General features: G+C 59.9%; 22 protein-coding genes. 5 read left to right on the forward strand and 17 right to left on the reverse strand.

Features of this window, described 5'->3' with window-relative positions:
• Positions 1-8 precede the first annotated feature (8 nt).
• The 6 genes from BM079_RS13620 to BM079_RS13645 all read right to left on the reverse strand — a co-directional run bounded on the left by BM079_RS13620 (position 9) and on the right by BM079_RS13645 (position 6,444).
• Positions 9-1,499 carry a tripartite tricarboxylate transporter permease gene (locus BM079_RS13620; RefSeq protein WP_090135114.1) on the reverse strand — a complete coding sequence of 497 codons (1,491 nt, stop codon included), beginning with the start codon at positions 1,497-1,499 and terminating at the stop codon, positions 9-11.
• A gap of 1 nt (position 1,500) precedes the next feature.
• A complete protein-coding gene (locus BM079_RS13625; protein ID WP_090135116.1) occupies positions 1,501-2,019 on the reverse strand; it encodes a tripartite tricarboxylate transporter TctB family protein in 519 nt (172 codons plus the stop codon).
• Positions 2,020-2,035: 16 nt separating this feature from the next.
• On the reverse strand, positions 2,036-2,980 hold the full coding sequence (locus BM079_RS13630) for a tripartite tricarboxylate transporter substrate binding protein (protein ID WP_090135118.1): 945 nt from the start codon (positions 2,978-2,980) through the stop codon (positions 2,036-2,038).
• A 63-nt stretch (positions 2,981-3,043) separates the two neighbouring features.
• A complete protein-coding gene (kdgD, locus tag BM079_RS13635; protein ID WP_090135120.1) occupies positions 3,044-3,955 on the reverse strand; it encodes a 5-dehydro-4-deoxyglucarate dehydratase in 912 nt (303 codons plus the stop codon).
• 118 nt (positions 3,956-4,073) lie between these two features.
• On the reverse strand, positions 4,074-5,195 hold the full coding sequence (locus BM079_RS13640) for an L-talarate/galactarate dehydratase (RefSeq protein ID WP_090135122.1): 1,122 nt from the start codon (positions 5,193-5,195) through the stop codon (positions 4,074-4,076).
• A 154-nt stretch (positions 5,196-5,349) separates the two neighbouring features.
• Positions 5,350-6,444: a LacI family DNA-binding transcriptional regulator gene (locus tag BM079_RS13645; RefSeq protein WP_090135124.1), complete on the reverse strand. Its 1,095-nt coding sequence runs from the start codon at positions 6,442-6,444 to the stop codon at positions 5,350-5,352.
• Between the two features lie 261 nt (positions 6,445-6,705).
• Between BM079_RS13645 and BM079_RS13650 the strand changes: the two genes are divergently transcribed.
• The gene (locus BM079_RS13650) at positions 6,706-7,659 is read left to right on the forward strand and encodes a tripartite tricarboxylate transporter substrate binding protein (protein WP_090135126.1); all 954 of its coding nucleotides are present in this window, start codon (positions 6,706-6,708) and stop codon (positions 7,657-7,659) included.
• A 42-nt stretch (positions 7,660-7,701) separates the two neighbouring features.
• On the opposite strand, the gene BM079_RS13655 is transcribed toward BM079_RS13650, so the two are convergent.
• The 10 genes from BM079_RS13655 to BM079_RS13700 form a co-directional block, all read right to left on the reverse strand.
• Positions 7,702-9,045 carry an enolase C-terminal domain-like protein gene (locus BM079_RS13655; RefSeq protein ID WP_090135129.1) on the reverse strand — a complete coding sequence of 448 codons (1,344 nt, stop codon included), beginning with the start codon at positions 9,043-9,045 and terminating at the stop codon, positions 7,702-7,704.
• Positions 9,046-9,143: 98 nt separating this feature from the next.
• Entirely contained in the window at positions 9,144-9,941 is a 798-nt protein-coding gene (locus BM079_RS13660) for an NAD-dependent epimerase/dehydratase family protein (protein ID WP_090135132.1), read from the reverse strand.
• A 36-nt stretch (positions 9,942-9,977) separates the two neighbouring features.
• Positions 9,978-11,258 (reverse strand): TRAP transporter large permease, encoded by a 1,281-nt coding sequence (locus BM079_RS13665; RefSeq protein WP_090135135.1) that lies wholly within the window; start codon positions 11,256-11,258, stop codon positions 9,978-9,980.
• A 4-nt stretch (positions 11,259-11,262) separates the two neighbouring features.
• A complete protein-coding gene (locus BM079_RS13670; protein WP_090135138.1) occupies positions 11,263-11,811 on the reverse strand; it encodes a TRAP transporter small permease in 549 nt (182 codons plus the stop codon).
• Between the two features lie 64 nt (positions 11,812-11,875).
• On the reverse strand, positions 11,876-12,874 hold the full coding sequence (locus tag BM079_RS13675) for a TRAP transporter substrate-binding protein (protein ID WP_090135139.1): 999 nt from the start codon (positions 12,872-12,874) through the stop codon (positions 11,876-11,878).
• A gap of 384 nt (positions 12,875-13,258) precedes the next feature.
• The gene (locus tag BM079_RS13680; protein WP_090135509.1) at positions 13,259-13,417 is read right to left on the reverse strand and encodes a YqaE/Pmp3 family membrane protein; all 159 of its coding nucleotides are present in this window, start codon (positions 13,415-13,417) and stop codon (positions 13,259-13,261) included.
• A gap of 232 nt (positions 13,418-13,649) precedes the next feature.
• Entirely contained in the window at positions 13,650-14,411 is a 762-nt protein-coding gene (locus tag BM079_RS13685; RefSeq protein WP_090135141.1) for an SDR family NAD(P)-dependent oxidoreductase, read from the reverse strand.
• Positions 14,412-14,443: 32 nt separating this feature from the next.
• Positions 14,444-15,400: a serine O-acetyltransferase EpsC gene (gene epsC / locus BM079_RS13690; protein WP_090135143.1), complete on the reverse strand. Its 957-nt coding sequence runs from the start codon at positions 15,398-15,400 to the stop codon at positions 14,444-14,446.
• Positions 15,401-15,638: 238 nt separating this feature from the next.
• A complete protein-coding gene (locus BM079_RS13695) occupies positions 15,639-17,942 on the reverse strand; it encodes an ATP-dependent DNA helicase (protein ID WP_090135511.1) in 2,304 nt (767 codons plus the stop codon).
• Between the two features lie 11 nt (positions 17,943-17,953).
• Positions 17,954-19,675 carry a VRR-NUC domain-containing protein gene (locus BM079_RS13700; protein ID WP_245743076.1) on the reverse strand — a complete coding sequence of 574 codons (1,722 nt, stop codon included), beginning with the start codon at positions 19,673-19,675 and terminating at the stop codon, positions 17,954-17,956.
• Between the two features lie 275 nt (positions 19,676-19,950).
• Between BM079_RS13700 and BM079_RS13705 the strand changes: the two genes are divergently transcribed.
• Complete coding sequence (locus BM079_RS13705) at positions 19,951-20,202, forward strand: CsbD family protein (RefSeq protein ID WP_090135149.1); 252 nt, start codon at positions 19,951-19,953, stop codon at positions 20,200-20,202.
• A 226-nt stretch (positions 20,203-20,428) separates the two neighbouring features.
• Here BM079_RS13705 and hda read toward each other — a convergent pair whose 3' ends face one another.
• Positions 20,429-21,130, reverse strand: a complete 702-nt coding sequence (gene hda / locus BM079_RS13710) for a DnaA regulatory inactivator Hda (protein WP_090135152.1) — start codon at positions 21,128-21,130, stop codon at positions 20,429-20,431.
• A gap of 203 nt (positions 21,131-21,333) precedes the next feature.
• Between hda and purM the strand changes: the two genes are divergently transcribed.
• The 3 genes from purM (at position 21,334) to BM079_RS13725 (ending at position 24,540) form a co-directional block, all read left to right on the forward strand.
• Positions 21,334-22,401, forward strand: coding sequence for a phosphoribosylformylglycinamidine cyclo-ligase (gene purM / locus BM079_RS13715; RefSeq protein ID WP_090135155.1), 1,068 nt, complete (start codon positions 21,334-21,336; stop codon positions 22,399-22,401).
• A 16-nt stretch (positions 22,402-22,417) separates the two neighbouring features.
• Entirely contained in the window at positions 22,418-23,134 is a 717-nt protein-coding gene (purN, locus tag BM079_RS13720) for a phosphoribosylglycinamide formyltransferase (protein WP_090135157.1), read from the forward strand.
• 224 nt (positions 23,135-23,358) lie between these two features.
• Positions 23,359-24,540, forward strand: a complete 1,182-nt coding sequence (locus BM079_RS13725) for a sodium:phosphate symporter (RefSeq protein WP_090135159.1) — start codon at positions 23,359-23,361, stop codon at positions 24,538-24,540.
• Position 24,541 lies beyond the last annotated feature (1 nt).

Raw genomic sequence — 24,541 nt, forward strand, 5'->3', positions numbered from 1 at the left:
GGCTTCTCCTATGAATGGGGCGTCGTCTGGCGACGGTTCTGCCACAGGGTGAAAAACAAAAAGGCCGCGGATACCAGCAAAAAGGTCAGGCTGATCGGACGCGTGACCAGCACGCTCCAGTCTCCGCTGGAAAGCAGCAGCGCCCGGCGAATGTTGGATTCGGCAATCGGCCCCAGAATCAGCCCCAGGATGACCGGCGCCGTCCCGAAGTCATAGCGATTGAGGAAATAGCCCAGCACTCCGAAGCCCAGCATCAGATAGACGTTGAAGATGTCGGCATCCACGGCATACACACCGATGAAACAGAACATCAGAATCAATGCCATCAGCAGCTTGCGCGGTACCTGCAGTACCTTGACGAACAGCTGAATGCCGAACCACTGAATCAGTAGCATGAAGATGTTGGCGACAAAGAAGGCAATGAAGATGCCGTAGATGATCGAGCCGTTGTCGGTAAAAAGCGTCGGCCCCGGGCTGATGCCCTGAATCATCAGACCGCCCATCAACACCGCGGTCGCCGCTTCACCTGGAATGCCCAGTGTCAGCATCGGAATCAGCGCGCCGCCGACCAGGGCGTTGTTGGAAGATTCAGACGCCACAATCCCTTCGGGATGACCGGTGCCGAATTTCTCCGGCGTCTTCGACATCTTCTTGGCCTGGTCATAGGACAGAAACGATCCGATACTGCCGCCTGCCCCCGGAATGGCCCCCACGATCGTGCCGATTACCGAGCTCGAGGCCAGCACCCTCCAATAGCGCAGGGTTTCCACCCAGCGTGGCCGAGCGTGATCCATTTTGCTTTTACTGTGCTCGACCGGGCCGCCGCCGAAATAATCGACCACGTCCTTGAGCACCTGGGAAACGGCAAACAGCCCGATCAACGCCGGCAGCAGATTGACGCCGGTCAGCAGTGACAGGTTATTGAAGGTGTAGCGCTGTACGCCGGCGACCGGGTCGGTACCGACCGTGGCAATCAGCAGACCGATCAGGCCGGCGACCAGGCCCTTGAGCAGCGACTTGCTGGAGACCGAAGCGATGATGACCAGCCCGAAGACGCTCAGCGCGAAATATTCGGCAGGACCAAAGCGCAGCGCGAAATCGGCGATGGGCGGTGCCAGCAGGCTCAGAACAATGGCACTGAACACGCCGCCGATAAAAGAGGACACGATACAGATGCCAAGCGCTCTGCCCGCCTCGCCACGGCGTGCCATGGGAAAGGCATCCAGCGTCGTGGCCACCGAGGATGGCGTACCGGGAATGTTCAAAAGCGTTGCCGACACCGACCCACCAGCGATGGCGCCGCACAGGGTGCCCAGCAGCATGCCCATGCCCATGACCGGCGGCATGCCAAAGGTCAGCGGCAGCAGCAGCGCAATGGCCATCGCCGCCGTCAGACCCGGCAGTGCCCCCATGATCAGGCCCAGCAGCGTCCCGCCGCCGATGACCAGCAGCACGTGCCACTGAAAGACCAGGCCAAGCGCTTCTACATAATCTCCCATGTCATACCCCCATCACGCCGATGGTGGGCAACACGATTTCGAACCCCACCGAGAAGATTAAAAAGATGGCAACGGATACGGCCGCAGAAAACAGGGCCAGCATCAGTACGCGAACCGGCTTGATGGCGTCACCGCGCTGATGTGACAGCACGCTGACAATGGCCACGCATAAAAAGAGAAACAGCGCCGTGGAGACGACATATCCAAGCGGTTCCAGAAACAGGGCATAAAGCACCAGCAACAGGGCAATGGCACACCAGGCCAGTACCGGTACCCAGACCGGCGTTGCATTCTCGCTGTCAGAAGTGTCACGCGAGAGCAGCGTGCCTGCGATCAGACCGCGCACCATCGATACCAGCAGCAGTATGACGATGGACAGCGATATGGCCCGAGGGAAGAAAGCGGGGGAGAGACTCCCCCCCGCGGCATTGGCCGGCAGATGCCAGGCCTGCTGAAGGAACCAGCCTGCCAGCGCCAGCAGCACCAGATGAAAAAGCGCGTCGCTGCGTGTTTTGACCATGGAGCCTCCTGGTTCCTTACTGACGAATGGCTCGGGCTTCTTCGATCAAGGGTTTGGAGGTTTTTTCAACGAATTGATCAAGCTCCTCGCCATACAGCGGGCTGATATCCGAGCCCATGCTCCGGGCCGCCTTCTGGAACTGCGGATCCTCGACCGCCTGCTTGACCGCCTCGACCCACTTCGCCTCGATGGCCGGATCAAGCCCCTTGGGTGCCGCAATGCCACGCCACTGGGAAAGCTCGAAGTCGTAACCGGACTCTTCCATGGTCGGCGTATCCGGCAGTGCGCTGCTGCGCTCCTCGCCGGTGGTCACGATCGGCGTCAGACGATCACCATTGATGGCCGAGATAACCTCCGAGGGATTGAGCACCACGCCGTCGATGTGCCCCCCCATCGCCGCGGAGACGGCGGCAGAACCGCTGTCGAATGGAATAACCTCGATATCGAGGCCCAGTGCTTCGCCCAGCATCAACGACACGATATGGGTGGAAGACCCCACACCGGAGGCACCGATACGCAGCGGCTTGCCGCTGGACTTGAGGTCGCTGCTCAGGCTGTCCAGATCCTGCCAGGCATCGTTTTTACGCACGGCCATCACATAGGGCTCGACCAGCACGCGCGCGATATAGTCAAAATCGTCCCTGGTAAAGGCGACGTTGCCCAGACCTTCCAGCGTAAAGGTGGCATTGGTTGGAATGGTAACGGTATAACCGTCAGGCTTTGAGGCGATCGCCCGCGAAAAGCCGACCGCACCACCACCGCCGGAGAGGTTACGCACCACGATCGTGGTCCCCAGTGCCTTTTCAAGCGATGGCTGCAATGCACGCACCACGTTGTCAGCGCCACCGCCGGCCGACCAGGGCACGATGAACTCGATGTTTTTGGAGGGATAATCAGCCGCCATGGTCATGCTGCTGGCCAGCATCGTGGCAGCCCCGAATACACTCAGTAGCTTTTTCATGTCATCGATCTCCTTGATCGCCCACTAAGACGCCGGTCTTCATGGGCAGTGCATCATGAACAATCAGCGAACGCGCTCGATAAGCACCTTGAGCTGCTCGACCTCTTCAACGCTGGGCATGGTCAGCGGGGCGCGGACGTTACCCGCCGGATGGCCCACCTGCGCGGCGCCGGCCTTCACCAGGCTGACCGCATAGCCACGGCACTTGTCACGCATGGCAATAAACGGAATGAAAAAGTCATTGGTCAGGCGAGCCACGGTCTCGTGATCGCCGGCACGCAGCGACTTGTAGAAATGCACCGCCATCTCGGGAACGAAGTTGAATACCGCTGAGGAGTAGGTGTTCACACCGATGGAGAGATAGGCTTCGGCGAAGATTTCGGCTGTTGGTACCCCACCGATGTAGATCAGGCGATCGCCAACGGTCTTGATGATGGTGTTGAGTGACTGAATATCACCGCGACCATCCTTGAGACCGATCAGATTGGGGCAGCGATCGGCCAGCGCCTTGACGGCCGGGGCTTCCAGCGCACCGTTGGCACGGTTGTAGTAGATGACATTGATGCTGGTGGAATTACAGATTTCGGCGGCGTATTCGACGATGCCTTCCTGCGAGCACTCGGTCAGGTAAGGCGGCATCAGCAGGATGCCATCAGCACCGGCGGCTTCGGCCGCGGCGGCGTGTGCCTTTGCCATGGTCATGCTCTGACCGGCACTGGCGATGACAGGGACACGACCTGCGGTCTCTTCCACCGCCACACGAACGATGTCACTGAACTCTTCAAGGCCCAGATTGAAAAACTCGCCTGTCCCCCCGGCGACAAACAGCGTGGAGATTTCATACTCCAGCAGCCAGGCAATGCGCTTGCGATAGCTTTCAGCATCAAACCTGCCATCGCTGTCAAAATCCGTGACCGGGAAGGAAAGCAGGCCATCGCCTGCGGCACGCGTAACGTCAGCTCGTGAAAACGTCATAATGGGTCCTCTGGATTGGCCTGCCCCGCCGCGCGGTGGAGCGCTGGATCTAATTTGTCATACATCATACTTTTAAAGCCATTATACGAAGGGCATAGGCTGCCCCTCGAGTCGTCGATCAGGCGTTAAAGGTCTGATGGGCAATGGTCCACTTTCGCGCCTGCTCGGTCAGGGTGATACCAAGGCCCGGGCGGTCCGGGACGATCATCCGACCATCGCGGGTTTCAAGCGATTCGTTGAACAGCGGTGCCAACCAATCGAAATGCTCGACCCACGGCTCGGTGGGATAAGCCGCTGCCAGATGCAGGTGAATTTCCATGGCGAAGTGCGGCGCCAGCTGCAGTCCGGCCTGCGAGGCCATGGTGGCCAGCTTCAGGAACTGGGTAATACCGCCGATGCGCGGTGCATCGGGCTGAATAATGTCGGCACTGCGGTGCTCGATGAGCTTCATGTGCTCGGCAACGCTTGAAAGCATCTCACCGGTCGCGATCGGGGTATCGAGTTGAGCGGCCAGTGCGGCATGACCTTCGGCATCGTGAGCATCCAGCGGCTCCTCGATCCAGACCAGCTCGTATTTTTCCATCGCACGGCCAAAGCGCAGGGCGCTGGCGCGATCCCACTGCTGGTTGGCATCCACCATCAGGGGCACCTGATCACCGATGTGAGCGCGCACCGCGGCGACCCGCTCCAGATCGATACGCATGTCGGGCTGGCCGACCTTGATCTTGATGCCGGCAATGCCGCTTTCCAGCGAGTGCGTGGCATTTTTGAGCACCTCATCGATCGGGGTATGCAAAAAGCCACCGGAAGTGTTGTAGCACTGTACCGAGTCGCGATGCGCCCCGATCAGCTTGGCCAGTGGCAGACCGGCGCGTTTGGCCTTCAGATCCCATAGACCAATGTCGACGGCAGCAATTGCCTGGGTCGAAACACCGCCCCGCCCGACCGATGCCCCGGCCCAGACCAGCTTTTGCCACAGCTTGTCGATATCACTGGGGTCTTCACCGATGATGGCCGGGGCAATCTCGCAGGCATGGGCGTACTGGGCGTAGCCGCCGGCGCGTTTGGAATAGCTGAACCCGATACCGGTGTGTCCGTCCCGCGTGGTGATCTCGGCAAACAGGAAGGAGACTTCGGTCATCGGTTTTTGCCGGCCGGTCAGCACCTTGGCATCGCTGATGGGCGTGGCCAGCGGCAGCAGCACGTGGGAGAAGGTAATCGAGGCAATGGCATCAGACATGAGAGGCTCCAGAGGCGCATGGACCGACATGAACAGGGCGGCGGTCAAAATGATGTTAGCGCTATCATTGCGCGACAGACGCTTTTACATGTCAATCGGGACCAAGGTCTAATGCGCGCACGACCTCGATCCGTTCAACACACTACCCTGCCCGTCATGACGCGCCGGAAAGCGTGGTCTGACGTGGCACGATCTCAAAGCCGATATCGATAATATCGCTGTCGGAATCGGGTTCACCGCCGTCAAAACGGTTCAAAAGATGCGTCGCCGTCAAGCGCCCGATCTCGGCGCCGTCAATCCTGACCGTACTCAACGCCGGCCAGGTCGCGGCGGCAAAACTCATGTCCCCGAACCCCATCACCGCCAGCGTTTGTGGAACGACCATCGCACGACTCTGCGCCTCGGCAATTACCCCCATGGCCAGCGTATCCGAACTGCACACGATCGCCTCGCAGTCAGGCATGTCAAGCAGCACAGCGGCCGCGGCCGTGCGCCCGCCGACAAGCGTTGCCGGTATTTCTGCCCAGCGCGTGATGACGTCGATACCGTCATGTGGACGAGCCTGCTGCGCCTCCATGATCCGATCATTGAAGCCTTCAGCGCGCTCATGCGAGCGCGGGTCATCGGCCATGGCCTGCCCGAAGCGTCGATAGCCGCACCCCAGCAGATAATCGGCGACCGCTCTTCCCACCGCGTGATGAGAAAACCCGATCAGCATGTCCAGCGGGTCATCGCTCATGTCCCAGATTTCGACCACCGGAACTCTTGCTGCCTTGAGACGTGCTCGCGTGGCCTGCGAGTGGCGGGTACCGGCCACAACCACTGCATCCGGTCGCCGGCTCAGCACGGTCTCCACGACCGTGGCCTCGTCCTGTGTTTGATAGCCGGTCAGCCCCAGCAGCACCTGATAGCCGTTGACAGACAGCGCATCGGTAATCGACTGCACCACGTCGGCAAACAGCGAGTGCGCCACGGTCGGCACCAGCACGGCGACCATCCTGCTGCGGCTTGAAGCCAGCGCCCCGGCGACGCGGTTGGGCACATAGCCGGTTTCGATCACGGCGCGCTGGACGCGCTCGCGGGTGCGCTCACTGACCAGCTCGGGCTGGTTGAGCGCCCGCGAGACGGTCATGGACGCCACACCTGCGGCGGCGGCCACGTCACTCAAACGCACGGCGCCGGTGGCGCGCGGCCTGTCGCGACCGGACTCATCAGACCTGTCAGGGCGGGAATCAGGGGAACGTCCCATGCTTGTCTCCGGCAGAACCTCAAAACATCGAGCATGCCATGTTACAGCGAGGCTGCCGCTGCAGGTAATCCCATGGCGTGCATCTCGGGCGCCACCCCGCCCTGTCTTTTCTGTCGCGGGGCTTTTTGTGCAACGATGGTCGAAATGATAGCGCTAACAGAACCTGCGTAAGATGACCTTCGTTGTCCGAAGGCAGCCGTGGGTGAACGTGATACTGCCTTGCGGTCGTCATGTCTTTAGTCCTGCAGGGAGTTGCCAAACATGAACAAGACTTTATCCGCACTCGTCATGGCCGCTGCAATGCCGGCAACCGCTCTTGCGGCCGACTATCCGTCCAAAAACCTCGACATGATTGTGCCCTCCTCTCCCGGTGGCGCCGCCGATACCCTGATGCGGGCCATTCAGCCCGGACTCGAATCATCACTGGGTCGCACTATCGTGGTACGCAACATGGGTGCCGGCGGTGGTGCCCTGGCACTGACCCGCACGGCGACCGCCAAACCTGATGGCTACACGCTGACGCTGGCCAACAATCAGAACTTCACGCTGGAAGGTCTGGGCAACGTCGGTTTCAAGTATCAGGATTTTGACTATCTGGCACGTATCACCGAAGAGCCCTATCTGCTGGTCAGCAATAAAAACGATCAGTGGCAGGACGCCGAAGCGCTGGTGGCGGATCTTAAGAAAAGCGGCAAACCGCTGCAGGTCGGCACCTCGGGCGTCGGGTCTTCGACCTACGTGGTCGCCTCCACGCTGGGCAGCCAGCTGGGGATTCCGGTTCAGGTCGTGCCCTTTGACGGTGGCTCGCCGGCCATCTCTGCACTGATGGGCGGTCATGTCGACGCCGTGGTGGTCAACCCTTCCGAAGTGCTGTCCCAGATCCGCGGGGATCGCCTGCAGGCAGTGCTGTCTACCGGCAGCGAGCGCAGTGAACTGCTGCCGGACGTCAAGACCATGAAGGAACAGGGGTATGATCTGGCGGTCAGCCAGTGGCGCGGCATCGCCACGCCTGCCGGCGTCAGTGATGAAGTGGAAACGGCGTGGGTCGAGGCAGTCAAAAAGGCCATTGAGGCGCCGGAGTTCAAGCGTTTTGCCGAAAGCACCGGTGTCGAGGTCAAACCGCTGTTTGGCGATGAGCTCGATACCTATGTAAGCGACATGGCCGACGTCATGATTCCTGCCTCACGCAAGGTGGCCGAGAACAACGCTCAATAACCCTGTGTTGCGCGCCGCCCTCATCGGCGGCGTTCTCCCGGATCAACGCACCAGGGCCGGGCGTTTGGGGTCGAATGCCCAGCCATCGATCAGATACTGCATGGCCATGGCATCGTTGCGCCCCCCGGCCGGCAGGGATTTGTAGAGTGCATGCGCCCTGTCGATGGCATCCATGTCGAGCTCGATGCCCAGACCCGGCGCATCGGTGACCGCGACATGACCGTCAATGATTTCGGGAGACTCGCGGGTCAAACGGGCATCGCCTTCCTGCCAGATCCAGTGGGTATCCAGCGCCGTCATCGAACCGACAGCCGCCGCGCCGACCTGGGCAAACATGGCCAGCGAAATATCGAAGTGATTGTTGGAGTGCGATCCCCAGGTCATGCCGTGATCGGCGCACAGCTGCGAGACACGCACGGCGCCGGAGAGCGTCCAGAAGTGCGGGTCAGCCAGTGGAATGTCCACGCTGCGCAGCATCAGGGCGTGGGCCATTTCACGCCAGTTGGTGGCCACCATGTTGGTCGCGACCGGAAGGCCGGTAGCGTGGCGAAACTCGGCGAGAATCTCGCGACCCGAGAACCCTTCTTCGGCGCCGCAGGGGTCTTCAGCATAGGCCAGCACGCCGCGCAGGTCCCTGCACAGGCTGATCGCTTCCTGCAGGGACCAGGCACCGTTGGGGTCGAGGGTGGTACGTGCCTCGGGAAAGGCCTTTGACAGCGCCGTAACCGCCTCGATTTCCTGCTCGCCGGGCAGCACGCCGCCCTTGAGCTTGAAGTCATGAAAGCCGTAACGGTCCTGGGCAGCCTGTGCCAGTTCCACGACACGCGCCGGCGTCATCGCCGCCCTGTCACGCTGTTGATACCACTCGTGCGACTGCTCGGGCGTTGATCGGCGATAGTCCAGCGGCGTCTGCTCGCCGTCGCCGACGAAAAAGAGATAGCCCAGCACCTCGACGCTGTCGCGGCGCTTGCCCTCGCCCAGCAGCTCGGCCACCGGCACGCCCAGATGCTGTCCCATCAGATCCAGCAGTGCGGCTTCAAGGGCGGCGACCGCATTGACGCGCAGCTCGAACGTCCAGGCGCCCCTGCCGGAATCGTTGAAATCGGCGCGCTGACCGCTCGCCGACAGCTTTGACACCATCGAGCGCAGCCGGCCCAGCGACTGGCCTTCTACCACCTGGCGCGCCTGCTCAAGCGAGCGCTGGATGGTCTCGCCGCCGGGCGCCTCCCCGACGCCGACCCGCCCGGCACTGTCTTCAAGAATCAGGATATTGCGGGTAAAGAACGGAGAATGTGCGCCGCCCACGTTGAGCAGCATGCTGTCGCGTCCGGCCACGGGAATGACCCACATCGACACAATGGTAGGTGTTTCGCTACGAGGTGCCATGGCAGTCCCTTGATGATTTAACCTCAATAAAAAAGCCCGCTCTCTCAAGCGGGCCGATCGCGACACCAGCGCACCCGCGCCTGGCAAACACCACGATCTCAGTCGTCAGGATGACCGGCGCCGGCAAACTTGCCGCCCTGATAGACGACCGCCGGGTCATCCGGATCGATCTCTCCGGCGACGGCCTCGGTTTCAGCCCGCCAGGGTTCCGAGCTGTCCTTTGGTACCCAGCCCAGAAAAGAGGATTTGCGATTGTCCCACCAGCACTCGCTGTTGTTGGAAACCCCATAGATCACCGTGCAGCCCAGCTTCGGCGCCACAAACGCCCGCTCCAGCAGCGCCACGAAATCCTCGACGCTCATCCAGGTCGCCAGCATTCGAGTGTCGGCCGGTTTGGGAAAGCAGGAGCCGATTCGCACGTTCAGGGTTTCGATATTGAACTTGTGGTAGTAGAGACTGGCGAGATCCTCGCCAAAGCACTTGGAGACGCCGTAGAGCGAATCAGGCCGGCGCGGGGACTCGGTATCGATATGGGTCGTGCGCGGATAGTAGCCGATGGTGTGGTTGGAGCTGGCAAATACAATCCGCGGGCGGCCGTGGTGTCGCGCCGCTTCATAGAGGTTGTAGGTACCGACGATGTTGGCCTGCAGGATACTCTGCCAAGGGCTTTCCACCGAAATGCCGCCCAGGTGCACAATGCCATCGCAGTCGCGTACCAGCTCACTGACGGCATCGGCATCGGAGAGCTCGCAGCGCACGATTTCCTCGTGATCGCCGCCCTTTTCCAGCTCGACAATGTCGGACAGGCGTACATGACGCGCCAGACGTGACAGATACGGCCGCAGGGCCCTGCCCAGCCCGCCACCTGCGCCGGTGACCAGAAGACGATTCAGCACGGTATTCTCCTTTGAGCGTGTATATACAAGGCTGCGTTATTCGATCAATCCGGGCAGCCACATCGAGATCAACGGCACATAGGTCACCAGCATCAGTACGACGAACAGCGCCAGATAAAACGGCCAGATGGTACGAACGGCCTGTTCCATCTTGATCTTGCCGATCACGCTGCCCACGAACAGACACCCTCCGACCGGTGGCGTACAAAGGCCGATGCCCAGGTTGATCATCATGACCACGCCAAACTGGATGGGGTCCATGCCGAACTGTGTCGCGATCGGCAAAAAGATTGGCGTACAGATCAGAATCAGTGCTGCCATGTCCATGATCATGCCCAGTGCCAGCAGCAGCACGTTAAGCATTAAAAGGATCACGATGGGATTGTCCGAAATATCCAGCAGCAGATCGGTCAGAAGCTCGGGCACGCTATAAAGCGCCAGCAGATAAGAGAACGCTGAGGCGCAGCCCACCAGAATCATGACCAGTGAGGTGGTGCGTACCGACTGATAGACCGCCTTTTTGAAGTTGTCCCAGCGCAGTTCGCGATAGACCAGCCCCGTGATCACGATGGCATAAATGGCGCCAAAAGCCCCGGACTCGGTGACGGTCAGAATGCCCGAGAGTACACCGCCAACGATGATAATGGCCGTCATGAGCCCGGGGATGGCAGCGACCAGACTGATGAACAGCGCGCGCCAGCCCGGGAAGGTTTCGGCCGGATAGCCGCGCTTGACCGCGACCACATAGGCCGCCACGGCCAGAGCCACGCACATCAGAATGCCCGGGACAACACCGGCCATAAAGAGCTGCGTCACCGAGATACCGCCTCCGGCCGCGACGGCGTAGAGAATCATGTTGTGGCTGGGGGGAATGACCACTCCGGCAATCGAGGAGGTCACCGTCACGTTGACGGCGTAATCGGCGTCATAGCCCTTCTCCTTCATCACCGGTACCAGAATCGAACCCAGCGCAGAAGTATCGGCCACTGCCGAACCGGAAATGCCACCAAAAAGCATCGAGGAGCTGACGTTGACCAGCCCCAGACCTCCGCGCACGCGCCCCACGGCCGCCGAGGCCAGCCGCACCAGCCGATCGGAAATACCGCCGTGAAGCATCAACTCCCCGGCGAAGATAAAAAATGGGATTGCCAGCAGTGAAAATACCGAGATCCCCGAGAGAATGCGTTGAAAGCCGACAAACAGCGGCAGCCCTTCATAAAGAAAGGTCACCACTGCGGCCAGACCGACGGCGAAGGCCACCGGCGCCCCGATCACCAGGCCGACAAAGAACACTCCGAAAAGAATCATCAGGCCCATGTGATTACACCCTTGTGGTATGGGTAAGTGTTGTATGGGTAAGACGTTCGGCGATATTGGCAGCGGCGAACAGCACCATCAGAACGCCGCATATGGCCAGCGGCGCTGCCCGCCAGCTCTCCGTCAGTCCGATCATGGGAATCGCCCGGCTGGTGTTGTCCAGCACCAGAATGCTCCCCTGCCAGGTCATGAACGCCCCGAAGACGAGCACAAAAAGATCGGCGAGATGACACATGACCACTCTTGGAATGGCCGGCATGGCCTCGCGCACCATGTCGATACTCAGATGCGTGTTGTGGCGCACGCCAGCGGCGGCCCCCAGACAGGTGATATAGACCACGATCAGCAGCGAGGACTGCTCGACCCAGGTGGGCGTATCGTTGAGCACGTAACGGCCAAAAACCAGCCAGCCAAACGAAGCGATCAGAAAGACCAGAAGCGCCCCTGACACCATGATGCACAGATGGGCCAGCCCATCGAGAATGCGCCCTGCAATGCCTGATTGAGGATGATCTTCGGGGATGTCGCGGATCTGATCGGTAGAACTATCCATGGTGTGTACACTCCCGGGCCCGCTCTGCTACAGACAGCAGGGCAGGCCTTTCGCGGTGATGGTTTTACTGAGCGTTGCGAATATCGTTGAGCAGCGGCTCAAGATCGGGATGTTCCTTGATGAAGGCGGCGTAGATCGGCTCCATTTTTGCCTGGAAGGCCGGCTTGTCCACTTCGTTGATTTCGGCACCGGCAGCGATGACGTCCTTGCGACTTTTTTCAGAGCCTTCTGCCCAGAGCTTTCGCTGCAGAGTGGCGGCATCGAGCGCGGCCTGACGTACAATCCCCTGATCCTGTTCGGACAGCTTGTCCCAGCTTCGCTTGGCAATACACAGGCACTCGGGCAGGATCAGGTGCTGGGTTTCGGAGTAATACTTGGCGATTTCATCGTGACCGCTGGATTCATAGGAGGGGAAGTTGTTCTCGGCGCCGTCAAGCACGCCGGTCTTGAGCGACTGATAGACCTCGCCGTAGGCCATGGGCGTGGCGTTGCCGCCGAGTGCATTGATCATGTCCACGTAGAGTTCGTTGTTCATGACGCGAACCTTGAGCCCCTGCATATCTTCGGGCTCATGAATGGGACGCTTGGTGTTATAGACACTGCGTGCCCCCGAATCGAACCAGGACAGGGCGATCAGGTTTTTCTTTTCCAGTGCATCAGCGAAACGCTTGCCGATCTCGCCATCCATGACCTTGTGCATGGCGTCAACGTCCTTGAACAGAAACGGCAGCGAGAGCACATCGGTTTCAGGCACGATCGGACCCATCGGGCCCATGTTGAAGTTGGCGAAGTTCAGTGCCCCACTACGGGTCTGCTCGATGGCATCCGGCTGATCGCCAAGTACGCCATTGTGATAAATCTTGGCATTGATGCGCCCATCCGTTTTCTCGGTCACTTCCTTGACGAAGCTGTCGAGCGCTTCGCTGTTGGGGTAACCCGGCGGGTGCACGTTCCAGCCACGCCAGTTATCGGCATGCGCAGGCAGCGTCATGCCGGCCATTACACCAACCACAGCAGCGGCCTGAAGACAAAAAACAGGTTTCAGGAAAGATCTGATCGACATGACATGCTCCCCTTGCGGTGAGAAATCCAGGCGTTTCGCCGAACAGCGCTGTTCCCGGTACGCTGGGCATAAAGTAGCCATGTCAAATGAGAATTGAGCGACTCACCCGAGGTTTGCCGCCTGCCGACTGGAAGATGTTTGATTTGTTGGGAACGGCATGGCTGGCAATAATTTGTCATACATCATATCTATCTCACCACTATACGATGTGTCATTGAACCATGTATGTAGGACATACATATTGACTCCGAGAGGTAATCTGTTGTGCGATGTTAGCGCTACCATCCAGCTGTTACCATCTAACCAGTCGTTACTATCTAAAAAGGGGAAGACCTTGATGGCCTTCCCCTTTTAACGATCCACATCCTTTAAAGGCGGCGGGCCTTAACGACGTGCGATGATCCAGACGGCATGAATGATGCCGGGAATGTAGCCCAGCAGTGTCAGCAGGATGTTGACCCAGAACTGCAAACCAAGGCCGACCTGAAGGAAAACGCCTACCGGTGGCAGCAAGATGGCAAAAATGATCCTGATGATATCCATATCCAATCCTCACTTCATTTCCAGAAAGTGTTCTTACGGTGACGAGAAAACCGGTCACCCTGTGTGCCAACAGCGCTGCGCCCTGCTGCCGTGGTAATTACCGATATGGGGGCTCAAGGCTTCAAAGCCAAGGCCCCCGGCAGGCTTCATGATACAAAAGATCAGCTGTCATGAAGAAGCGCCTGCGACTGGCCGAGGACAATCAGTGTCGCCACCCATGATCACTGCGCGATCAGCCCATTCGGGGTTGCCCGTTGGATGCCATGAGGCCGCCATCCACCGGGAGATTGACACCGTTGACGAACCGCGCATCGTGACTTGCCAGAAAAACAATGACATCGCCCACTTCTTCGGACTCGGCTGCTCGCCCCTGCGGCGTGCGATCGGCAAAGCCCTTCATCAAGGTTTCATTCTCCATGACACCGGTCGTCAATTCACTACGGGTCAGCCCGGGGCATACCGCATTGACTCGCACGCCCGCCTCACCATAATCGAGCGCCATGGCACGCGTCAGGTTGGAGACGGCCCCCTTGGAGGCGTTGTACATGCTCATTCCCCAGTTGCCTCCCAGCCCCGACACGGAAGACACATTGACGATAGAACCCTTCGTTTTCAGGAGTTCCGGTAGCGCCGCGCGACTGGCATAAAAGACACCATCAACATTGATGCTCATGACCTTCTTCCAGTCATCGACATCCGCCTCGTGAACCCTGCCAAACTGAGCCACACCCGCATTGTTGACCAGCACGTCCAGCTGCCCATAGTGATCAATCACCTCTTCGACCAGCCGGTTCATGGCATCACCATCGGAAACATCCGCGACCCGCACCAGTGTCTCGCCATCGATGCTTTCTGCCACTCGCGCCAGCTTCTCCTGCGTGCGTCCGATCAGAACCACCTTCGCACCTTCAGCTGCAAAACGACGCGCTGCGGCCTCACCGATACCGGAACCAGCGCCGGTAATCATCACTACCCTGTCTTCAAAACGTTTCATGCTGCCTCCCTGAGCCTGAAAGAATATCCCCGTCAGACTTCGATTCCGGCCTGGCAGGGTGATTTCTGCAGGCTGGCCTGAGAGACATTGCTGTGTGGCTCAACGCTGCGGGTCAGCCATACGTTGCCGCCGATGATCGAATCGTGGCCGATGGTGATGCGTCCCAGAATGGTCGCCCCGGCATAGATGACCACATCATTTTCAACGATCGGGTGGCGCGCATGCCCCTTCTCGAGTTGACCGCTGTCATCGGCCGGGAAGCGCTTGGCTCCCAGCGTGACCGCCTGATAGATCCGCACCCGATCGCCGATGATGGCGGTCTCGCCGATGACCACGCCGGTACCATGATCGATGAAAAAGCCCGAACCGATGCTGGCACCGGGATGGATATCGATGCCCGTGGCCGAATGGGCCGCCTCGGAGACCATTCGGGCCAGAAGCGGCGCGCCGGTGGAATAGAGCTGATGAGCCAGCCGGTGATAGATAATGGCAGTGATGCCCGGGTAGCACAGAAGCACTTCATCCACGCTGCGCGCGGCCGGGTCACCGCGATAGGCCGCCATGATGTCGATATCCAGCCACTGGCGAATGGTCGGCAGCATGGCGCCGAAATCACGCACGATGGCAATGGCCTGCCCGGAGTGATCCTGCGGCGCTTCGCCGCGACGCATGGCGGTGTGATCCAGCTCGAGGACCACCTGATCGAGCAGCGCATTGAGCGCGGCATCCAGCGTGTAGCCGATAAAGTAGTCTTCGCTGTGATGACGCAGATTGGAAGGCCCCAGACGCATGGGGAACACTGCCCCGATTACGGTCTCGACCACCTCGTTGATGATTTCACGCGACGGCAGGCTGCGCCCGCCGGATTCGTTGGTGCGACCATGATCGGCACGCCACTGTTCGCGGGCGTCCCGGAGCGCATGTACGACGCTATCGAGCTGCCAGTCGATGGCGTGATCCGCCTTGCTGTAATGATTTAACCGTGTCATGTCAGTATCCCGGTGTGCCGGACACATCGCTGGCCGAGCGGCCCGCGATGCATCTCCTCATGAAGCCATGCTGTTGAGCGTAGCGCAGTCGACCCGACAGAGCCCGTACCCTCTCCGTCGGGCGCACGGACCAGATGTCCGATCGACAAAACAGTGTGTTCTCAAGTGGGCCCTTGCGTGCCCCTTTTCAATGACGCACTACCATCCGATGACGCCACCGCTCGTGCATGCCCACTGCTCAACCACGCGGTGGCAGCGCCCACCAGCCCGGCAGCAGCGCCTGAATATCACGACGCCGGAAGCGATCATCAATGAGATGGACAACGCCGCGATCCTCCGGCGAGCGGATGACACGACCGGCGGCCTGCACCACCCGAGTGACCCCCGGGTATAGATAGGCGTAGCGATAGCCATCGCCGAACAGGGTCTCCATACGCGCCTTCATCTGCTCGTTGACCGGATTGAACTGCGACAGCCCAAGCGTTGCGATAAAGGCACCGATCAATCGCTCGCCGGGCAGATCGATGCCCTCTCCAAAGATCCCGCCCAGCACCGCAAAGCCGATGCCCTTTCCCCCCTGCGTGAAACGCGCCAGAAAGGCGTCCCGTTCCGACTCTGACATGCGACGCGCCTGCGACCACTGCGGGACATCTGGCGCGTGCCCGGCCAGCGCGTTGCTGACCTGCTCGAGATAATCAAAGCTGCTGAAAAAGGCCAGATAGTTACCGGGGCGCTGGCGAAACTGATCCGCCATCAGCTTGGCAACAGGAGACAGGGAAGCACCGCGATCGCGATAGCGCGTCGACACATGATCATCCAGATGCACCTCGAGCTGGCAGGCCGTAAAGGGCGAGGTCATCTCGAGCCAAGGCGTTGCTGATCCAAGCCCGAGCTGATCACGGTAGTAGTGCCCGGGCGAGAGCGTGGCGGAAAACACAATGGCGGCATGAGCCGCCCTGAAACGCGGCGCCAGCAGCGGCGCCGGCACCACATTGCGCAGAGACAGGGTCGCATTGCGCCCGCGGCGTTCGATATCAAACAGGTAGTGGCTGTCATCGATCTCGGCGGCAAGCTCGGCAATGCGCGCGATCTGCATGGCATCAAACCACGCCTCAAGCAGCGCACTTTCAAGGGCGACAGGCGAGTCGACCATCCAGTCCCCGAGTGCAGTGACAAACTGCGACAGCGCATTGAAAAGCTTGCGCGGCGGCGCTTCAAGACACACGTAGTCGCCGTCGTGCTCACGCAGCAGTGCCTTCCACTGGCGCCAGACTCGATCCATCGGACGCTTGAGCGCAGCGGGGGCATCACGCCGGGCCGCTGCAAAACGGCCCTGATCAAACTCGGCGCCATACATGCCCCGCCCGCGCTCGACGAGATTGTGCGCCTCATCGATCAAAAGACTCACTCGCCACTGATGCTGCTGCGCCAGGGCATACAGCATGGCGCTGGTATCGAACCAGTAATTGACATCGCCGATCACGACGTCGCACCAGTGCGCCATCTCCTGCCCCAGATAATAGGGGCAGACGCGATGGGCCCGCGCGACACGGCGCAGACTGTCGTGATCCAGAAAGCCCTGCTGCACCGCGGCCTGACGGGCATCAAACAGCCGATCATAGAAGCCGCTGGCCAGCGGGCAACTGTCGCCATGGCAGGCCAGCTCCGGATGCTCGCAGGCACGCTCACGCGCGATCAGCTCCAGCGTGCGAACGCCCGAGTCGTTTTCCTTGCCGGAATCCGCCAGCCCCAGGGTGGTCAGCGCCTCGAGCGCCAACCGACGCCCGGTAGTACGAGCGGTCAGAAAGAACACCCGATCAAGCTGCTGAGCCGGCATTGCCTTGAGCGCAGGAAACAGTGTGCCAAGCGTCTTGCCAATACCGGTCGGCGCCTGCAGCATCAGATCGCGCCGGGTACTGATGGCCTTGTAGACACTTTCGGCCAGCGAGCGCTGACCGGGTCGAAAATCGGCATGCGGAAAGGACAGCTGTTCAAGCCGCTGCGAGCGGGTCGCGACATGCGTCATTTCCTGCTCGGCCCAATCGATGAAGCGCTCGCACTGCTCGGTAAAAAAGACGTCCAGCGCGGGGCGATCCATTGTTTCCGCCAGCACGGTTTCGCGCTGTTGCTCGATGTCAAAATAGACCAGCGCCACCTCCACGCGCTCAAGCCCGCGCTCGCGGCACAGCAGTGCAGCGTAGACCTTCGCCTGCGCCCAGTGCAGCGCGCGCTGATTGGCCGGCATGGCGTCGACATCACCACGGTGGGTCTTGATCTCTTCCAGCCGCCCGAGGGTCGGGTCATAACCATCGGCCCGGCCGCGTACAATCAGCGCACCGTAGCGCCCCTCGAGCGCGACTTCATGCTCGTAGTGCTCCCCTCGACGCGCAGCGACGACCTGATGGCCGGCGATGCCCTGCTGCGCCGTGGGCGCAGGCGTGAAACGCAGATCCAGATCACCTGATCGCGCAGTGAACTCGCATAGTGCGCGCACCGCCACGCGATAGCGCGGTGTCTCGGTATCACCAGTTGGCGCGATCATGGCCTCTGTCGTCACGGCCCGGACTCAGGGTCATGCCAGCGCACATGACACACCGTGACCGGCATGTCATGACGAGCGCAAAAGGCGATCCAGCGTCGCTGGTTATCCTGCAACCGGTCTCCCGGCCCTTTCACCTCGATCATTTCATAGCGTGTCGAGCCTTCGGGCGCGTTCGGATAGAAACGGATGAGATCCGGCATACCGGCACGATTGGCACGGATGTCGGTCAGAAGTCGCTCGAACCAGCCGCGCAGATGCGCCGGCGGCAGACACTCCAGCGCCAGCGTCAGCAGCGCTTCACTGAGTGCGCCCCAGTGCACGAAAGGTGACTGTATGCCCTGTTTGTCCCGATAGTGCTGCAGGATAACGTCACGCCAACTGCCTTCCTCCAGTCGCGCCAGACAGCGTTCGAAATACGACGCTCGCTGCGAGTAAAACTCCGGACGCATCAGGTCGGCCGGACCACTCTGGAAGGGATGAAAGAAGGCGCCGGGCAGCGGTGCAAAGATGGCCTCCCAGCACAGCAGACCAAAAAGTGCATTGATCAGCGTATTCTCGACGTAAAAGACCGGTGCCTCCGGCGTCTCCAGAAACTCGCGAACGGCGCGCTCTACCGAGGGACTGCGCGGCAGAACCAGGTCATACCGGTTGACGGGCGCTTCCAACGCATCTGAAGGTTTTGCCATTCCCAGGGCACGATGCAGCCGCGGCTGAATACGCCCTGCCTGTTGGCGCTCGGCCTCACTGGTCGGCGTCTCACGGGCCTCAAGACACAGGGCCAGCGCTCGGCCATGCTCGCCCAGCCGCTCCAGCACCCGGATATGGCGAATACGGGCCTCGGCGTGGCGACTGCCGGCGTAAAGTTCGGCGGCGCGCGACAGTTCGCCCTGACGCTCACAGTCACGGGCGATGGCATGGAGCACACGCCCCCGGCGCGCTTCCAGCCAGAGGCTGTTATCAATCCGTGGCGGCAGCGCTGCCAGCACCTCATCCAGATCATGGCCCGCCTCAAAACGCTCGCGACACTCATGAATCTGCCAGTAGCGCTCGATATCTACCCGGGACTGAAATGCCCGGGAATCCTTCGTAAAGGGGACCACCTCAAAGTGATAGATGCCCTGATCCGCCAGCACAAATTCAGAAAACTGCTGGCGTAGATTGCCGAAAAACATCAGCCGAAGGCGTTCACATACAGCCATGATGGTCAGGCGCACCACCTCGGACACCATGAGCCGGCCGGCCGCTGTCTGCCACTCATCAAACGTTAATGGCGTTTCAAAGACCGGCCGCAGGGCTTCCTTCAGCAACGCCTTGCGATCGCGGGGCCGTACCAGATGATTCCCCAGCATGCTCACCAGCTCGTCGCGGGTGAAAAGATCGAAAAGCTGATCCAGTGTCAGACGGGGGGCGTCATCCACCAGCCCAAGCTCGATCAATGGGGACAGCGCTGCCCGGGGCTCACCGATTTCGTCATAGGCAAGGCGATCAACTCGAAAATGCTCACCCTTTCGCATCACCATGCGCACCAGCAGCGCCTTCGAAGGCACGGGCAGCGACTGAAAGCGAGTGATGAAGTCGCGCTCATCGTCATCGAGCAGATCGTCATAACGCTCGCCGACCCAGGTCACGACATTCTCGAAGTTGACCAGGTAATAGCGCGGGTCGTTGAGCGAATCCGCAACGCCCAAACGCGGAAGATCGTCGACCATGGTGCAGGCGGAAATACTGTTCATGTATCCATGATATCAGCGTCTCTGAATCGGTGGCGAGAGCGAGGAATCTACTTTCAGGGTTCCGGCACCAGTCATGAAAGCCGCCGCAGCGGCTATTTGCTGGCCCCCTGAGCGCTGTTCGCCATCTGGCAATGCCACTGTACCGATGGCGCTGTCATGCTTTCTTCATGTGACAATTTTGTTGTGCCAGAACACAGATAATCCTAGCGTAACGTCAAACATGAGATAGATTTAAGAAAGTAGTCGGTTTATCCACCCATCGGAGTCAGGACACCATGTTCAAGAATCAGATTGAAGGCGACACCAAAAACGCAGTAGGCAAGGCGCAGGAAGCCTATGGTGATTTTACCGATGACAATGAACATCGTGTCGAAGGCAAGCTGCGTAGTGCTGCTGGTCAGGTACAGTCGCAGTATGGTGAAGTCGTCGACAGTGCTCGCGAATTCACGGTCAGGCAGCCGGTAGGGGCACTGGCCGTAGCTGCAACCGTCGGCTTTGTACTGGGTGCACTGATCACGCGTCGTTGATCAGTATCCAACACTCGTTGCCATGAAAAACCGGCCCATTGAGGCCGGTTTTTTTGTGCCCGGATTTAGGGAATCCGCCACGTGTTTGTGACTAACAGACCATCTTTCAGGCAATAAAAAACCGCCCGGGGAAGTGGGCGGTGAACAGGAAACCAGAAGTGTTACACAAGAGTATAGGTGCTCTTGTCAGAACTGCCAGGTTTCCTGTTATTTCGAACGTCATCACTTACCAGTCAAGCGCCTGCTTGACGAATGGAATGGTCAACCGGCGCTGCGCCGACAGCGAGGCACTATCAAGCCGCGTCAGTAGTGCCAGCATGTCGCCCAGTCGGCGCGGGCCGCGATGCAGCAGATAACGGGCAACTTCGTCAGGCAGCTGCATGCCACGCTGATGGGCCCGCAGTCGCAAGACTTCCAGTCGATCCTGATCGTTCAGCGGCTGCAGATGAAAGGTCATTCCCCACCCGAGTCGTGAGGCCAGATCCGGCAGCACCACCGGTAGTGCCCGGGGAGAAGCTTCTGCGGCAATGATCAGCCGGCAGTTGGCATCCCTGAGGCGATTGAAGCAGTGAAAGAGGGCCTCCTCCCAGCGCTTGCGGCCGATGACGCGCTCGAGATCATCGATGGCGATCAGATCCAGCGCTTCAAGGTCTTCGAGCATGTGTGGCGGAAAGTGGCCCAGATCGTCCAGCGGCAGATACAGCGCTCTGGCGCCTCGATTGCTCGCTTCCAGGCAGGCGGCCTGCAGCAGATGGGTACGACCGCTTCCCGAAGCGCCCCAGAGGTAGATGAACTGCTCGCCGCCGTCATCGAGCTGATGGTGCAGGTGGGAGACAAGACCGGCATTGGCACCGGGCCAGAAGCTGGCAAACGTGACGTCATCACGCGCACCAACACCTAGCGGAAGCTGTAGGGTATCCGGACTCATTACGGCGTCCATGCTCAAAACAAGGGGAACAGGTGCCACATTATCATGAACCCGCCGACTCGGGGCAGCCTGTCAACACGCCTGTATTATGCGCAGGCGTTGCGATGCGATCGACCATGGCCGATGGTACAATGCCGGCCTTCTTGATTCTCGCTCTGGCCCCGGCCGGAACCCCGTCTCATTTTCAGTGACAGGACCCCAACATGACCGAGCCTTCGTCTCGTGACCCCCTTTCCTACAAGGATGCCGGTGTTGATATCGACGCTGGTAATGCGCTGGTCGAGCGTATCAAGCATGTCGCCAAAAGCACCATGCGCCCGGAAGTGATGGGCGGGCTCGGCGGTTTCGGTGCGCTCTGCGAACTGCCCAGCGGCTATCGCGAACCGGTACTGGTATCGGGCACCGATGGCGTCGGTACCAAACTGAAGCTGGCAATGGAGCTGGGCCGCCATGACACCATTGGTATCGATCTGGTGGCCATGTGTGTCAACGATCTGGTCGTTGCCGGTGCTGAACCCCTGTTCTTTCTCGATTACTACGCCACCGGCAAGCTGAATGTCGAGATGGCCGCCGATGTGGTCACTGGCATCGGTGAGGGATGTCGTCAGGCAGGGTGTGCTCTGGTCGGCGGCGAAACGGCAGAAATGCCGGGCATGTATGAAGGTGATGATTACGACCTGGCCGGCTTTTGTGTCGGCATCGTGGAAAAGTCAAAAATTCTGGATGGCACGAAGGTTGGTGAAGGCGACGTAGTGCTGGGCCTGGCCTCCAGCGGCCCCCACTCCAATGGCTATTCTCTGATCCGACGTGTGCTCGAACGCAGCGGTGCAGCACCCGATACCCGGCTGGATGACGGTCAGGCACTGCGCGATGCATTGATGGCACCGACGCGCATCTACGTCAAGTCGCTTCTGGCCATGTTGCACGACAGCGACATCACCGTGCATGCGCTTTCTCATATTACCGGTGGCGGGCTGCTCGAAAACATTCCCCGCGTACTTCCGGACAATACCAGCGTTCACATCGATGCTCAGGCCTGGCCACGCCCGGCAGTCTTTGACTGGCTGCAGCACGAAGGCAACATCGACGAGACCGAGATGCACCGAGTGCTCAACTGTGGCATCGGCATGGTTGTGGTCGTCCCTGCGGCGCAGGCCGAACAGGCCGAGACCTTTCTGGAAAGCACGGGTGAAACCGTTTATCGGTTGGGGCATGTCACACGCTCTGACGAGACGCAGCCGGGCGTTGTGCTTGAAAACGCACGTCAGTAACCAGACAGGAAATCTCATGTCCGATACCGACACCACTGAGCAGGACCAGCAGTTCGAACAGCCCGATCGTCAGCGGCTGGTGGTCCTGATCTCCGGCAGCGGCAGCAACCTGCAGGCGCTGATCGATGCCGAGGCCCATGATGAACTGGGTGGCGAAATTGCAGCCGTTATCTCCAACCGCGGCGATGCCTATGGTCTGGTCCGCGCGCGTGAAGCGGGCATTCCGGCAGTGGTGCTGCCACATCACGAGTACGACTCCCGCGAGGCCTTCGATGCCGCACTGGTCAAGGTCATCGACCGTCATGCACCGGATCTGATCGTGCTGGCCGGATTCATGCGCATTCTGACGCCCGGATTTGTCCGTCGCTATCACGGCCGCATGCTCAATATTCACCCTTCCCTGCTGCCGGCCTATCGCGGCCTGAACACCCATGCGCGCGCGCTGGCCGACGGCGTATCGGAACACGGTGCCAGCGTTCACTTTGTCTCCGATGAGCTGGACGGCGGTCCTGTCGTGGTCCAGGCAGCGGTCCATGTGAACCCGGATGATGACGAAGCGACGCTGGCAGAGCGTGTGCTGACGCGTGAGCACGTGATTTATCCGATGACAGTACGCTGGTTCCTGCAGGGTCGTCTCAATCTGACCCAGGACGGCCTCCGGCTGGATAGCCATCCGCTACCGGCAGGTGGACTTCGACTCGCCGCCGACGATGTGACCGAAGAGGACCTTTAAAGGTCTTCTTTCCTGCCTGACGATCGCCAGCACCATGCCTGCCAATGCTGGCGATCCTTCAATGGCGTCACCCCCATTACATTCGCCTGGTGCCCTCTCTCGCTTCAGGCAACAGTTTCGTCCCAGAACGCGCCTCGTCACATCTTTGTCATCAGTGCGCCCTCATCCTGAACAGGACAAGGGCGCACAGTGAGCATGCCTGACTGCCTAACGAGGACAGGACAATGGCCGAAGCAACGGGCAAAACGGTGGATCAGTCCGCCGACTACCGAGAAGAAAGCCAATCGCGGAGCGGGCGGGTCAGGCAGTGGCTGACGCTCTTTTTATTGATTTATTGCCTTGTCTGCGCAGTATCGGTCATCGGTGATGGCTTTGGTACGGCCACCGGAGATCACGCCGAGCAGATTTTCAATTTTGCTACCAACCCCTTTGTCGGGCTGATGGTGGGCATTGTCGCCACCTCGCTGATCCAGTCCTCGTCGACGGTAACTTCCATTATCGTCGCCATGGTCGCCGGCGGCCTGCCGGTAGCGATTGCGGTTCCCATGGTCATGGGCGCCAATATCGGTACCACCATGACCAACACCCTGGTCAGCCTCGGCCACGTACGCGACAAGGATGAATTTCGTCGTGCTTTTGCCGCGGCCACCGTCCACGACTTTTTCAATTTCCTGGCCGTTTCTATCCTGTTGCCGTTTGAGATCCTGTTCAGTCCGCTTGAACATCTGGCCGAGCAGGTGGCGATAATTTTCTATGGCGATGCCAACCTGTCCATCGACAACGCCAACCTGATAGGGTTTGCTACTGATCCGATCACCGGTTCGATCGAGCGGGTCGTCTCGGGGCTGCCGGACATTCTGGGCGGCCTCGTCATGATCGCGGTGGGTGTGACGGCCATTTTAATGAGCATTCGCTACATCGGCAAGCTTTTGAAAAATCTGATGGTGGGTCGAGCCAAGCGCATCATGAACAGTGCCATTGGTCGTGGCCCTGTGACCGGTGTGACTTCCGGTGCACTCATTACCACGCTGGTGCAGTCCTCTTCCACTACCACCAGCCTGATGGTGCCGCTTGCAGGCTCGGGAACCTTCAGCCTCAAACAGATCTACCCCTTCACGATTGGCAGCAACATAGGTACCACCTTTACGGCGCTGCTGGCCGCTACCGCCATCAGCGGCTCAAATGCCACTCTGGCGCTGGAAATCGCGCTGGTACATCTTTTCTTCAATCTTTTTGCCATGCTCATCATTGGCGGTCTGCCCTTTTTACGCACGCTGCCCATAAAGGGCGCAGAGCGACTGGCAAGTCTGGCCGCCGAACGAAAGACAATGGCCGCCGCCTGGGTGGTGGGGGCTTTCATTGCGCTGCCTGCAGCGCTCATTGCCATTACCGCGGTAACGGGATAGT

The organism is Kushneria avicenniae (genome assembly GCF_900112585.1).
GTDB classification, from domain to species: domain Bacteria; phylum Pseudomonadota; class Gammaproteobacteria; order Pseudomonadales; family Halomonadaceae; genus Kushneria; species Kushneria avicenniae.